Raw genomic sequence first — 13327 nt, forward strand, 5'->3', positions numbered from 1 at the left:
GGGGTGGGGGCCCGCCACTGCTCGCTCGCGCCGGCGGGCCGGGCCCCCCCCCCCGGGCCCCCCCCCCCCCCCCCCCCGGGGGGGGGGGGGGCGGGCGCCCCCCCCCCCCCCCCCCCCCCCGCCGCCGTCAAACCCCCACCCCACCGGCCGACCCCGGCCGACCCCGGCCGACCTCGGCCGACCTCGGCCGACCCCGTTGATCATGAAGTTATTGCCATCGGCCACGGCGTGTCGCGGCAATAACTTCATGATCAACGAGAGGTGGCGGGGCCAGGGTGGGAGCGGGTTAGGGGCGGGGGAGGCGGATCGCCATGGTGGGGGCCTCGGCCATCACCGAGGTAGGGGTGAACGGCGCGCCGGTGGGCAGCTCCTCGGCTCGGCCGACCTGCACCCCGGGGTAGAGCTCCACCATGTCGTTCTCGGCGAGCACCCGGGACTGCTGCGGGGCGAGCGGGAGCCGCTCCGACTCGGTCATCGAGCCGCCGGGGCGGATGCCGGAGCCGTTGGTGCTGACGTCGGTCACGATCACTTCGCCGACCCGCAGCTCCAACTGGATGTGGCTGCGGCTGATCCAGCGGCGGGCCTCGTCGTTGAGCCACTGCCCGAGCATGATCCCGCCGTCCCGCTCGGGCGCCCGGCCGACCAGGATCGGCTGCTCCTCGGTGAGCACGAACCGGCGCCGGACCAGCCCGCCGATCCGGACCGCGAGCACCTCGGTACGCGGCCGGGGCCCGCCGTCGCCGAGCCGGGCGCCGTGCCGCGGGCACGTCGGTACGCCATTGCGCAGCGCCGGCGGCGGCTGCCCCGCGGGACTGTGCTGCACCCGGGCGAGGTCGGCGAAGGCTCCCCCGCCACCACCGCCGCCGAACAGCGCGCAACCCGACTCGGGGCACCGCCACTGGCGGGCCAGCAGCTTGACCCCGGCCGGCGAGCGCTTGCCGGCCACCGGCTTGTCACCGCCGCCGACGTGGGCGATGAAGACCGGCCCACCGGAGCCGGGCACCGGGGCGACCACCCGCCCGGGCTGCTCGACCAACCAGGGAAAACGACCGCGCAGGCCGTCGAACCGAACCCGGCTGAGCACCGGCAGCCCGAGCAGGTCGGCCACCTCGAGCATCCGGTCACCCGGGTTGTCGAGCACCTCGACCAGCCCGTCGTCGGCCCACCGGCGGACCACCATCCGCTCGTTGGAGGTGAGGTCGGCGTCGGAGAGCAGGGCCCGGTGCACCACGGCGTAGACCTGGACGCTGTCCTCCTCCAGCTCACGGGAGAGGGCGTCGATCACCATGCCGAGCCGGAGCAGGCTCGCCGGCCGCCCGCCGTCCAGGTCCTGGTAGCGGATCACCTCGGCCAGGTCGACCACGGCCCGGGCCAGCGACGGGTCGGTGCAGACCCGACCCTCGATGGCGTCGAGCACCTTGCTGATCTCGAATCTCATCGGGCACTCCGGATGATCTCGTCGATCCGTCGGGCCAACGCGAAGTCGCGGTGGGTGACCCCGCCGGCCGAGTGGGTGACACAACGGAAGGTCAGGGTCCGCCACCGGATGTCGATGTCGGGGTGATGGTCGAGCTCCTCGGCCGTCACGGCGACCCGGTCCACCACGGCGATGGCGTCCGGGAAGCTGGCCAGCTCCACGGTGCGGGTGATCCCGGCGCGGTCTCCCGACCAGTCCGCCAGCCCGCCCAGCTCGTCTTCCACCGCCTCCGCGGTGAGCACGTCTGCCATGCCAAGACCCTACCGGTGCAGGTGAGCCGGGCATCGACAGGCGGTGGCCGTGCCGACCGGCACGCCGGCCGCGACCGATGCCGCTGCCACCGGTCCCGGTCGACGCGCGGGGCGCGAAGGCATCGACGCGCGGCAGTGGCCCAGGTTGGTTAGGCTGGCCAGCGGCCCGGCCGGGATCGACTGTCGTCGTCACCTGGCCAACCCTTCACGAGGAGTAATCCATCATGAAAACTCGACGGCTGGCGACCACGGGGGTCGCGCTCGTCGCAGCGCTCGGACTCGGTCTGACCGGATGCGGCAAGCAGACGGGGGCCGACGATCCAGCCGCCAACGGCAACGCCAGCGGGGCCCCGGCCAGCAGCGTTCCGGCGGACGCGCTCGGCAAGCTCACCGCCGCCGCGCAGAAGATCAACGAGCAGAGCCTCCGGATGAAGACGGAGTCGTCGGTGCTCAACGGCGGCGGCGTGATGGACCCGACCAACAAGACCGCCGACATGACGATGGACCTCGGTACGCAGGGCAAGATCCGGATGCTCATCGTCGGCAACGACGCATACCTGAAGGTGACCGGAGCGACCTCCCTGCCGAAGAAGTGGCTGCACATGGACGCCACGAAGCTCGGCGAGAGCGGCCAGCTCAACCTCATGCCGGAGGGTGACCCGGGCGGCGCCAACAAGCTGATCAAGAGCGTGGTGGAGGTCAAGGAGACCGCGCCGGGCAGCTTCGCCGGCACCATGGACTACACCCGGTCCGTGCCGAACGACAAGGACATCGCCGCGCTCGGCGACAAGGCCAAGGCGGTGCCGTTCACCGCCACGATGGACGCCGAGGGACGGCTCACCCAGACCGCCGTCGACATCAGCGCGCTGCACGAGTCGCTCGGCACGATGACCACCACCTTCTCGGACTTCGGCACCGCGGTGAACGTCAGCAAGCCGCCGGCGGCCGACACCCAGGAGGCCCCGGCCGAGCTGATCAAGGCGTTCGGCGGCTGATCCGATCGGCAGCGAAAAGGGGCGGCGCCGGTCGGCGCCGCCCCTTCCTCGTGGTCGTTCAGCCCCGCAGCGGCCGGCCGACCTCGTGCAGGTGGCCCAGCGCCTGCCGGTACGACTCGATCAGCCCGGTCTCGGCGTACGGGATGCCCTGCTCCGCGCAGTAGGCCCGGACGATCGGCTGGGCCCGGCGCAGGTTCGCCCGCGGCATGTTCGGGAAGAGGTGGTGCTCGATCTGGTAGTTCAGCGCGCCCAGCGCCACGTCGGTGACCCGGCCACCTCGCACGTTGCGGGAGGTGAGCACCTGCTTGCGCAGGAAGTCGAAGTCGTCCTCGGCGGTGGGCATCGGCATGCCCTTGTGGTTGGGGGCGAACGCGCAGCCCATGTAGAGCCCCCACAGCCCCTGGTGCACGGCGGCGAAGACCAGCGCCTTACCGGGCGACATGACCAGCAGCAGTAGGGCCAGGTAGCCGGCGGTGTGCGCGAGGAGCAGCAGCGCCTCGACCGCCCGGTGCCGCATCGGGGTGACGTACCGTCCGCCCGGCTCCCGCTCGACGATCGCCCGGATGCTGGCCACGTGCAGGCTCAGCCCCTCGAGCAGCAGCAGCGGGAAGAACAGGAACGCCTGCCGACGGGCCAGCCAACGGCCGAATCCCCGGGTCTCGAGGGCCTGCTCGTACGTCCAGACCAGCGCGCCGGCGCCGACGTCCGGGTCCTCGTCCTCGTGGTTGGGGTTGGCGTGGTGCCGGTTGTGCTTGTCGACCCACCAGCCGTAGCTCAGCCCGACCGCCAGGTTGCCGGCGAACAGGCCGACCATCTCGCTCGGGCCGCGCCGGCGGAACATCTGCCGGTGCCCGGCGTCGTGCCCGAGGAACGCCACCTGGGTGGTGGCCACCGCCATCACCGCGGCGAGCAGCGCCTGCCACCAGGAGTCGCCGACCAGGACCACCGCGACCCAGCCGGCCACGAAGGCGCCGAGGGTGAGCGCGATCCGGGTCGCGTACCAGCCCGGACGCCGTTCCAGCAGGCCCGCCTTGGCGATCCGGCGAGACAGTTGCGCATAGTCACTGCCCCGTCGTACCGGCGGATCCGCCACCGCTTCGAGCACCATTGCCGCTCCCGTTCCTCGCCTACGCCGGCCGTACGGCTCGACGCCCACCTCCGAGTCTCCGGTGAACGGTCGCGCTGAGTAACCCTGGACACCCCCGAATCGGGGGTAGGGCGAGCCCTACCCCCCGGCCCGCCGTCAGCCCATCCGGCCGAGCGCGGCGCGGAGCCGGTGCAGGTCCCGCCGGCGGCGCTCGTAGCTGGCGGCCAGCCCGATCAGCGCGAGACCGCCGACCGCCAGGAAGATCCACCGGGGCAGCAGGTCCCAGCCACGGACCAGCTCGTGCAGCGCGAGCAGCGTCAGAGTCGTCCCGCCGAGCAGCACCGGGGCCTGCCAGCGGCGGGCGGCGCCGGCCAGCACCGCCGCGAGCGCCGCGACGCCGAGCAACAGCCGCCGCCACGGCTGCGGATCCGGCGCCACCAGCACCGACACCAGGCTCGGCAGCAGCACGGCGCCCAGCCCGGGGCCGAGCGCCAGCCAACTGGTCAGCCCGGGCCGGGTCCGCAGCGCCACCAGACCCGCACCGAGCGCGAGGGTCGCCGCCGGCAGGGTGTACGCCTCCAGCAGCACCACCCGACCGGCGGCCAGCAGCAGCCAGCCACCGAGCAACTCGCTGCCGCCGGCGACGCCGGCGAAGACCCACCGCCGCCCGACCGGCTCGCCCGGGCGCAGCAACCGCAGGCCGACCGCGGCGCCCCAGAGAACGCAGATCGCCGCGGCGTGCCGCAGCGCGCCGAGGGTGAGCAGGAACGCGACCAGTGCCACTGCCTGGGCGGTGACGTCGAGCAACCGGCCGACCGTCGCCACCCCGCCCGGCGGCACCGCCGGTTCGGCCGCGGCGGCGGGCCCGGGGCGGGCGGGCAGGACGGCGGCGACGGCCAGGGTCAGCGCCGCCACGGCGAGTACGGCGAACGCCGCGCCGCGCAGTGGCAGCCCGCCGGCGAGCGACGCGGTGATCGCGAGGCCGGTGCCGGCGGCCACCGCCGTGAGAGCCCCGGCGACCCGGGCCTCGACCCGCCGACCGGCCACGCCGGCCAACGCGGCGGCGACCAGCAGCACGCCCAGGCCGGCGAGGGTGCCCGCCCGGGTCGCGGTGAGCCCGGCCAGCCCGGCGGCGGCGAGCGACAGCCCAACCGGCACCGCGATCGGGGCGAGCAGCGGGCGCGGGTTGAGCAGGGCGGCCGCGAGCAGCGCCGCCAACCCGGTGAGCAGGGTCACGGCCGGCCCTACTGGCCAGGGCGCCCCCACCGCGACCAGCAGCACCGGCGGCACGGACGCGGCGAACGGCAGCGCGGCGAATAACGCCGTCCACCGGGGCGCGCGCAGCGTCCGGCCGGCCACCACCACGGCGAGCGCCAGCCCGGCCAGGGCCAGCCCGGCCGGCAGCGCCGCCGGGACCGGCTCCGCCGTCGGCGCGCCGGACCAGACCTCGACCGTCCGGCCGTACGGGCTGATCAGCGCCGCCAGCAGCGCCGGTACGGCTGCGACGACGGTCACCACGGCCAGCGCGAGCCCGGCCACCCGCACCGCGATGTCATCGGGTTCCCGCAGGGCCGCGGCGAGCGCCAGCACCGCCAGCGCGGCGTAGACCGCCAGCGGCTCGTCGGCCGGCAACAGCGGCGGCGTCATCCCGGCCACTGTCAGCGCGACGGCGACCCCGGTCGCGGCGTACCCGCCCAACTCCGCCCAGTGGCGACGGACCAGGCGCAGCGCCACGAGCAGCAGCACGGCGGCGATCAGGGCGGCCCGCGCCCGCCACCAGACGGGCACGTCGGCGGCGGCCAACCCGACGGCGACGCCGGCCGGTGTGGCCAGCAGCGCCGCGACGAGGGCCGGCCCGGTGACCGCGCGGGGCGAGGCGGGTTCCCGGCGGCCGAGCGCGGCCACCGCCACCCCGAGCAGCACGGTCGACCCGAGCGTGGTCAGCGCGCCGATCGGCGCGGCCAGCGACACCAGCAACCCGTGCGCCAGCAGGACCGCTCCGGCCGCTGCCGGCGGCACCGGGCCGGCCCGGCCCGCCCGGCCGAGCACCGCGATCAGCAGCAACGCCGCCGCGCCGAGCAGGTCGACGGCGACCACCGCCGGCCAGGCGGACGGCCAGGCCGCGGGCACCGCCAGCACGCTCAGCGCCAGGCCGACCGGCCCGGTGAGCGGGCGGAAGGCGCGCGGTGCCAGCAGCGCCACCGCGCCCACCGCCAACGCCAGGGCGACCGGCAGCTGCCAACCCCAGTCGAGATCCGGCCCGGATGCGGCGCCCCGCCACGGCGGAAGTGACCGGCCGACGGCGCCGAACGCCAGGGCGCCGGTGAGCAGCGCGGCGAGGATCGTCACCCCGAGCCCCAGCAGCAGCGCCGCGACGCGCGGGCCGGTACGCCAGGCGGCCGGCAGCAGTGCCACGGCACCGGCCAGCCCCGCCGCGACCAACGCCGTGGCCAGCAGCAGCAGCGACGGCCGGAGCTCGGCCACCGGGCGCAGCAGCGCGGCGGCGAGCACCGGCAGCAACGCGCCGGTGGCGAGCCATCGGAAGGTCCGCCCGCCGGTGAGCAGGGCCGCGCCGACCAGCGCGGCGGCCACCATCAGCAGCGGCAGCCCGGCCAGCAACGGGGAACCGACCGCCCGGCCCTCGCCGAGCGGCACGAGCGCGCACCCGGCGGCGGCGGTCAGCGCGGCGCCGAACCCCGTCCAGGCCAGCACCCGCCCGGCCAGCACGGCCGAACCGGCACCGGCCCGGCGGGTCAGGACGACGAGCACCGCCAGGTCGAGCAGCGCCACGGCGACCAGGGTGACCGCCCAGCCGTGGGCCCCCGGCCGGGCCTCGGCGGCGAACAGCGGCAGCACCGGCTGGGCGGCCACCAGCGCCGCGAACCACGGCCCGGTCAACCGGCTGAGCCGGGCGTAACCCGCCGCCACCGCCGCGCTGGCCCCCCCGACCAGCGCGGCGTAGCGGGTGCCCGGCCAGCCGGCCACCCCGGCCAGGTCCACCGACCACGCGGCGTACCCGTCGAGCAGCACCAGGAGCAGCCCCACCGCGGCGAAGGTCTCCGCCGTGCCGCGCAGCCCGCGCCGCACCGCCACCAGCGGCGCGGCCAGGGCGAGCGCGGTGACCGCGGCCAGGATCAGCGCCCGCCCGGCGACCCCGACGGACGCCCAGGCCACCGCCGTGAAGACCACCGCCGCGGTGCCGAGCAGCAGCCCACCCAGGACGAAGAGCAGACCCTGCACGGTACGGGCCGAGGTCTCCGGCCGCCCGGGCTCCGAGCGGGCCGGCGGCACCGGCGCCGGGGACGCCGCCAACGGCGCCCCACCCGCGGCCGGCCCGACCGGCACCGCGACCCGGGCGCGGACCTGGCTGGCCAGCTGCGCCCGGCGCTGCCGGGTGAGGTGGAACCGCTCGACCAGCTCGGCGTACGCGAGCCGCGCCCGCTCCACCTCGGCGCCGAGCACGACGAGTTCCCGGTCGAGCCGAATCACCTCGGCGGCTTCCGGGTCGGGCGCTCGCCGGCACCCGGTGCAGCCGGCGGTCAGATCGGCCGGAGCACCGCAGGCGGGGCAGGGATAGCCGGTGTTCTCCACCAGGCCATCGTGGACAGCCTCGGCCACCGGGACCAGAGTGCGCGTACTCAGGGACGGGTGTGCTCGTGCACCCAGCTGGCGTACGCCGGATCGCCACTCTCCACCCGGGACACCAGGATCTCCGGCACCTCGTACGGATGGCTGGCCCGGATCTGGTCGACCAGGGCGGTCACCCGGTCCGGGGCGGTCTTGAACTGGACCGACCACTCGGTGCTGGTCTCCACCCCGGAGCGCCACCAGTAGGTGCTGTCCACCTGCCCACCGACCTGGGCGCACGCGGCGAGCCGGCCGGCGACGGCGGCGGCCGCCAGCACGTCGGCGACCGAGCGGGCGTCCACCACGGTCGTCACCACGCTGATCTGGTCCACGCCCGCACCCTACGCGGGGTCGTCACGGTTGGCCGCGATCCACTCGTCGATCCGGGCCCACCAGTCGTAGAGCCAGTCGATGCGTTCCTGCCGGCCGGTGGGGATCTCCTCCGGCGGCACCGACCAGAACCGCAACACGATCCGCTTGTCCATCGGCAGCTCGCGCCACACGTCGGTGACGGTGATCATCCGGTCCAGACCGGTGTGCGCCGCGAAGATCACGCCGGCGTCCGGAGCGGCGTCCAGCGCGGCCAGCAGCCCGCCGGGCTGCGGGGCGAGCACGTGCCGCATCCGTTCGGCGCGCAGTGCCATCCGCTCCAACCCGCGCGAGCGGAGCCGGGCGATGGCGCGCAGCCGGCGGCCGGGGGTGAAGTTGCCGCCCTCCGGGAAGATCACGAAGGCGTCGTCGTCGTCCAGGCCGGTGGCCAGATGCCCGATCTGCCGCAGCAGCGCCGCGCCCCGGTCACCGTCCCGGGCCGGCGCGACGAACCGGTTCGGCAACCGGTTGAGCAGCACGTCGATCGCCGGGTCCCACTGGAGGCTCTCCTTCAGCACGATCCGCGGTTCGCGCTGGAACCAGTTCACCAGGGCGTGGATCAGGATGAACGAGTCGCCAGGCCCGGCATGCCGGCAGAGCACCAGCTCGGGCCGGCCGGGCAGCGCGGTGTCCGGATCGGTGCCGACCACGTCGATGCGCAGCCGCAGCGTCCAGCGGGCCTGCCAGAAGAGCACCCGCAGGAACCAGCCGGCGAGTTGGTAGTGGGCGCGCTGGAAGGCCGGTGACCGGTCCCGCCAACCGAACCCGGCGGCGACCCAGAGCCCGAAGAGCGCCAGCAGCGCGACCGCGTCCCAGACCAGGTAGACACAGCCGATCCAGAGCAGGCGCAGCGGGCGCAGCCGGCCGGGCACCAGCGGCGACAGGGCCGCCGCGAGCAGCGCCCAGACCGGCAGCGTGGTGACCACCACGAAGGCGAGCAGGACCACGGCGGGCGCCAGCAGCACCCGGCGTACCCAGCGCGGGGGCAGCGGCATCAGCGCTCCAGGTTGGCCAGGTAGCGCCGGGAGGCGGTGTACGCCCGGCTGATCCGCCGGCCCACCGCCGCCATGTCCCGGTACGCCCAGGGCGTGTCGTCGCGCGGGTTCAGCCCACCGGTCGGCAGCACGTGCACCTCGACCCCGTCGGGCAGCGCCGCCATCTCGCGGAAGAAGCGATGCCGTCGGGCGATCTCGAAGGCGACCTGGGCGATCTCCCACGGCCGGCGGGGCGGGGCCAGCTCCCGTTCGATCCGCCCCACCTGGAGGACGAAGATCCGGGTGGCGCCGACGGCCACCGCCTCGCCGATCGGGATGGAGTTGACGATCCCGCCGTCCACGTAGTGCGCGCCGTCGATCTCGGTGGGCGGCAGCAGCCCGGGCACCGATGCGGACGCCAGCACGGCCGGCACCACCGGACCGGTGTGGAACCAGTGCTCGGCGGCCCGCTCGATGTGCGCCGCGCAGCAGCGGAACGGCACCCGCAGGTCGGCGAAGGTGGTCTCCGCCCCCAGCTCGGATTCGAGCAGCCGGCGCAGCGGGCGGGGTGAGTGCAGGTGGGTCCGGGCGGCGAACCGGCGCAGCTGCCGGGCCACCGAGTCGCCGTAGACCTCGCTCGCCTCCGGCGAGGCCCAGAGCCGGACCAGCCGGTCGGTGACCGCCTCGGTCGGGTCCGCGGCGACCAGGGCGCCGTTGACCGCGCCGATCGACGTGCCGAGCACCAGATCCGGTTGGATGCCGGCCCGGAACAGCGCACGCAGCATGCCGACCTCGACCGCTCCGAGCACGCCGCCGCCGCCGAGCACGAACGCCACCGGTCCCCCCGCCATGCCGTTCATCCTGGCACGGCCGCGCCGGTCGGCCACCGCCCCGGGGGCGCCGGACCGGCCGGACGCCGGGCTCGCCCGATGCGGTGTGCCCAGCCCGGCCGGCCGCTCCGCCGCGACCGCGATCGATCATCGTCGACGGCCCACGGGTGGCCGTCGGCCGTTGACAGGCAGGAAACATTCACGCAACCTGATACCGCTCCCACCACGAGGCAGGTGCGATCCGTGACGGCAGCACTGCACCCGGGCCGGTTGTTGGCCCGCAGGTACCGACTCCTCGACCAGATCGGCGCCGGCGGCATGTCGGTGATCTGGCGGGCCCACGACGAGGTGCTCGACCGGGTCGTGGCCCTCAAGGTCCTCGCGCCGTCGCTGGCCGCCGACGCCCGGTTCCGGGACATGGTGCGGGACGAGGCGCGGGCCGCCGCGCAGCTGGTGCACCCGCACGTGACGTCGGTGCACGACTACGGCGAGACGGTCGCCCCCGACGGCAGGATCACCTCGTTCGTGGTGATGGAGCTGCTCACCGGCGAGGAGTTGGAGCGGCGACTGACCGAGGGACCGCTGCCCTGGTGCGAGGCGGTCGAGATCGGCGCGCAGGTGGCCGACGCGCTCGCCTGCGCGCACCGGCTGGGCATCGTGCACCGGGACATCACCCCGGCCAACGTGATGATGACCCCGGTCGGCGCGAAGGTGCTCGACTTCGGCATCGCCACCCGGATCGGCGCCCCGGACGAGGACGAGGACGGCGGCACCTTCGGGACCCCGGCGTACGTCGCACCGGAGCGGCTCGACGGAGCGCCCGCCCAGCCGGCCACCGACGTCTACTCCCTCGGGGTGCTGCTGCACGAGGCCCTCACCGGGCGGGTCCCGTACGCGGCGGAGACCTGGGAGCAGCTCAGCACGGCGCTGGCCACCGAGCGGGGGCCCTCGTTGGCCGGGGTGCGGGGGCTGCCGGCGGAGGTGGCCGGGATCGCGCTGCGCTGCCTGACCCGAGATCCAGCCGCCCGACCCACCGCCCGCCAGGTCGCCACCGTCCTGAGAGAAGAGTTGCAGGCCGCTGATCGCCGCTCGGCCCCCCGGCGGCCCGCCGTGCCGACCCTGCCGGCGGCCCCGCCGCCCACCGACAGGCCTCGGCGTCGACCGCTCCGGGCGGTGCTGCTGGTCCCGGCCGGTCTGGCGCTGGCGGTGGCGGTCGCCGTCCCGCTGCTGGTGCCGGAACGGCAACCACCGCCCCACGCGCTGCCGACCGCCCCGTCGGCGACCGGTCCGTCGCCGTCCGACGCCACCTCGCGGCCACCGGCGGCGGCCACGCCGGCGCCGCCGCCGAGCAGTCTGCCGGCGACGCTGGTCGAGGCGGCCTACCGGGTGGAAGGTCTGATCGGCACCGGGCTGACCGCCGGTGAAATCCGTTCCGACGTGGGCCTGGATCTCCGTAATGAGCTACGCAACCTCCGCGCGTCGGTGAGCGGCGGTCGCAGCGACCTCGCACCACCGGTCGCCCGGCTCCGGGAGAAGGTCGCCGTCCGGGTCCGCGAGGGCGCGATCAGCCACGCGTACGCCGGACGACTGGACGCGGCGATCGCCGAGCTGGCCACCGCGCGGGCCTGAGCCGGGGTCAGCGGGCGGTGACCCGGGCCGGCTCGAGCAGGGCGTGCCCCACGCCCTCGCCGACGACCTGCCGGTAGACCGCCTCGTAGCCGAGCGCCATCCGGGAGATCGAGAAGTTCTCCGCCACGTGCGCGACGCAGTCCGCCGGGTCGATCCGCTCCGCCGCCCGCAGCGCCGCGGGCAACTCCTCGGCCCGGTCGCAGACCAGCCCCGTCACCCCGGACCGGACCAGCTCCGGCGCGGCCCCTCGACCGAGTACGACCACCGGTGTGCCGGTCGCCATCGCCTCCACCATCACCATGCCGAACGGCTCCTCCCACTGGATCGGCATGATCAGGCACCGGGCGTCGACCAGCATCCGCAGCGTCTCCGCCCGGTCGGCGTTCAACACCACCTCGACGTCGTCACCCAGCAGTGGTGCGACCACGTCGTCGTAGTAGCGGCGCTCGGCCGGCTCGTTGCACTTGCCGGCCAGCAGCAGCGGCAGGCCCGCCTCGCGACAGGCCCTGATCGCGACGTCCGGTCCCTTGTCCGGGCTGAACCGGGCCAACCAGAGCACCGGCCCGCGACCGGGCACGGTCTTGCGCGGGATGCCCGTGAGATCCAGCGCGTTGTGCACCGTGCCGACCCAGGGCAGGCCGGGGTTCAACCGGCGTTGGGCGTGCGAGATGGCGACCAGGCCGACCCCCTCGTCGGTGTCGCTGAGCACCTCGCCGTACTCACCCACCGGATTGCCGTGCACCGTGGCCACCGTGGGCACCGCCCGCCGCCCGGCGACCAGCGGGCCGATGGTGGTGTGGTCGTGCACGATGTCGAAGTCCGCCGCGTCGATCAGGTGGTTCACCCGGGCCAGGTGGGCCAGCTCCGGCAGCGCCTCGCCGAGCCGCTCGTACTGCACGTTCGGGTTGGTGGAGACGAAGTTCCGCGCCGCGGTCCCGTGCCTGTTGCCGGCGCCGAACAGGGTGACCGCGTGCCCGTACCGGGAGAGCCCGTCCACCAGGCCGGCGACCACCTGTTCCAGCCCGCCGTAGCCCGGCGGCGGCACGGACAGCCACGGCGGGACCAGCATCGCGATCCGCAACGGCCGGCCGGCCGGTGGGTGGTTCACGGCCACGAGTCCTCCCGTTGGTCCCTGGCGTGCGCGGTCCGCTGGTGCCGGTCCAGGTGGTCGGCGGGGACTTCCCGGTGCCGACGGCGGTAAACCGGACAACGCGCGACGTCAATCGCCGACGAGTAGCTGGCTCTCCACAGCCCGTACGCCCGGCGCCGACCAGGCCACCCGTTCCGCCTGGTCCCGCTCCCACCAGGACCGCACCACACCGCTGAGCACCAGGGTGTCGCCGTCCACCGCCACCGAGACCCCCCGGGTGCCGCCGGCCCGCCCGAGCGCCCGCCGGACGTCGCGCAGGATCCGATCGGCGTCGGTCGGGGCGGGTGGGCGTACCTCGATGAGGTTGGTGATCCCGCGGACGCCCCGCAGCCGGCGCACCTCCCGCTCGGCGGCGCGGCGCTGCCAGCCGAACTCCACCTCGCCGCGGAGCATCACCCAGCCGTTGGCCACGGTGACGTCCAGCCGCTCGGCGGGGATGAAGCTGTCCCACTCCAGTGCCCGGCCGACCGCGATCGCGACCTCGCCGTCGGTGACCCCGGGACTGCCGGCCAGGCGTACCTCGACGTCGTCCGCGACCGCACGCACCCCGCGTACCCGTTGGGCGCAGCGGGTCGCGGCCCAACGGCGGGCGGAGCTGTCCACCCAGCCGGTCAGGGTGACCACACCCCGCTCGACGCTCACGCCGATCTCGTTGGGCTGCACCTCGGCGTCCCAGGCCAGCTCGGCCAGGACGTCCTGCTGGATCCGCTGGTCCTCGCGGGCGGCGGCTGCCGTGCTCATCCCACCCCTCCCCTCGCCGGTCCTGCCGAGGCTGCCCCCGATCCGGGTGACGGCGGTTCACCCGGATCGGGTGAACCGCCGTCGTGGCGAAAGGGAGCGGCGGGGGGGGGGGGGGGGCCCCCCCCGGGGGGGCCCCCCCCCCCCCCGGGGGGGGGGGGGGGGGGGGGGGGGGTGGGGGTGGGGGGGGGCGGCCCCCG

At 75.4% G+C, this 13327-nt stretch carries 11 protein-coding genes; 2 read left to right on the forward strand and 9 right to left on the reverse strand.

Translation table 11 applies throughout. The annotated features are described in order from the left end of the window. Positions 1-286: 286 nt before the first annotated feature. A complete protein-coding gene (locus ACIP9D_RS14985) occupies positions 287-1438 on the reverse strand; it encodes an FHA domain-containing protein (RefSeq protein WP_350871713.1) in 1152 nt (383 codons plus the stop codon). Next, entirely contained in the window at positions 1435-1728 is a 294-nt protein-coding gene (locus ACIP9D_RS14990) for a 4a-hydroxytetrahydrobiopterin dehydratase (protein WP_350871712.1), read from the reverse strand. The genes ACIP9D_RS14985 and ACIP9D_RS14990 overlap by 4 nt, the downstream gene beginning before the upstream one ends. Before the next feature lie 224 nt (positions 1729-1952). Between ACIP9D_RS14990 and ACIP9D_RS14995 the strand changes: the two genes are divergently transcribed. Continuing rightward, positions 1953-2723: a hypothetical protein gene (locus ACIP9D_RS14995; RefSeq protein WP_350871710.1), complete on the forward strand. Its 771-nt coding sequence runs from the start codon at positions 1953-1955 to the stop codon at positions 2721-2723. A gap of 58 nt (positions 2724-2781) precedes the next feature. On the opposite strand, the gene ACIP9D_RS15000 is transcribed toward ACIP9D_RS14995, so the two are convergent. The 5 genes from ACIP9D_RS15000 to ACIP9D_RS15020 form a co-directional block, all read right to left on the reverse strand. Further along, positions 2782-3831: an acyl-CoA desaturase gene (locus ACIP9D_RS15000; RefSeq protein WP_350871708.1), complete on the reverse strand. Its 1050-nt coding sequence runs from the start codon at positions 3829-3831 to the stop codon at positions 2782-2784. A 135-nt stretch (positions 3832-3966) separates the two neighbouring features. Further along, positions 3967-7428: an SCO7613 C-terminal domain-containing membrane protein gene (locus tag ACIP9D_RS15005; RefSeq protein WP_350871707.1), complete on the reverse strand. Its 3462-nt coding sequence runs from the start codon at positions 7426-7428 to the stop codon at positions 3967-3969. 20 nt (positions 7429-7448) lie between these two features. Then, entirely contained in the window at positions 7449-7769 is a 321-nt protein-coding gene (gene cutA, locus ACIP9D_RS15010; protein WP_350871705.1) for a divalent-cation tolerance protein CutA, read from the reverse strand. 9 nt (positions 7770-7778) lie between these two features. Next, entirely contained in the window at positions 7779-8801 is a 1023-nt protein-coding gene (locus ACIP9D_RS15015; RefSeq protein WP_350871703.1) for a 1-acyl-sn-glycerol-3-phosphate acyltransferase, read from the reverse strand. Then, positions 8801-9631, reverse strand: a complete 831-nt coding sequence (locus ACIP9D_RS15020; RefSeq protein ID WP_350871701.1) for a patatin-like phospholipase family protein — start codon at positions 9629-9631, stop codon at positions 8801-8803. Before ACIP9D_RS15020 ends, ACIP9D_RS15015 begins: the two co-directional genes overlap by 1 nt. Positions 9632-9853: 222 nt before the next feature. On the opposite strand from ACIP9D_RS15020, the gene ACIP9D_RS15025 reads away from it, so the two are divergent. After that, positions 9854-11239: a serine/threonine-protein kinase gene (locus ACIP9D_RS15025; RefSeq protein ID WP_350871699.1), complete on the forward strand. Its 1386-nt coding sequence runs from the start codon at positions 9854-9856 to the stop codon at positions 11237-11239. 7 nt (positions 11240-11246) lie between these two features. Here ACIP9D_RS15025 and ACIP9D_RS15030 read toward each other — a convergent pair whose 3' ends face one another. Together ACIP9D_RS15030 and ACIP9D_RS15035 are read right to left on the reverse strand one after the other, a co-directional pair. Further along, on the reverse strand, positions 11247-12308 hold the full coding sequence (locus ACIP9D_RS15030; protein WP_350872140.1) for a glycosyltransferase family 4 protein: 1062 nt from the start codon (positions 12306-12308) through the stop codon (positions 11247-11249). A 150-nt stretch (positions 12309-12458) separates the two neighbouring features. Next, complete coding sequence (locus ACIP9D_RS15035; RefSeq protein WP_350871697.1) at positions 12459-13130, reverse strand: BON domain-containing protein; 672 nt, start codon at positions 13128-13130, stop codon at positions 12459-12461. Positions 13131-13327: the final 197 nt, after the last annotated feature.

It is taken from the genome of Micromonospora sp. NPDC093243 (assembly GCF_044753725.1).
In the GTDB taxonomy this organism is placed as follows: domain Bacteria; phylum Actinomycetota; class Actinomycetes; order Mycobacteriales; family Micromonosporaceae; genus Micromonospora.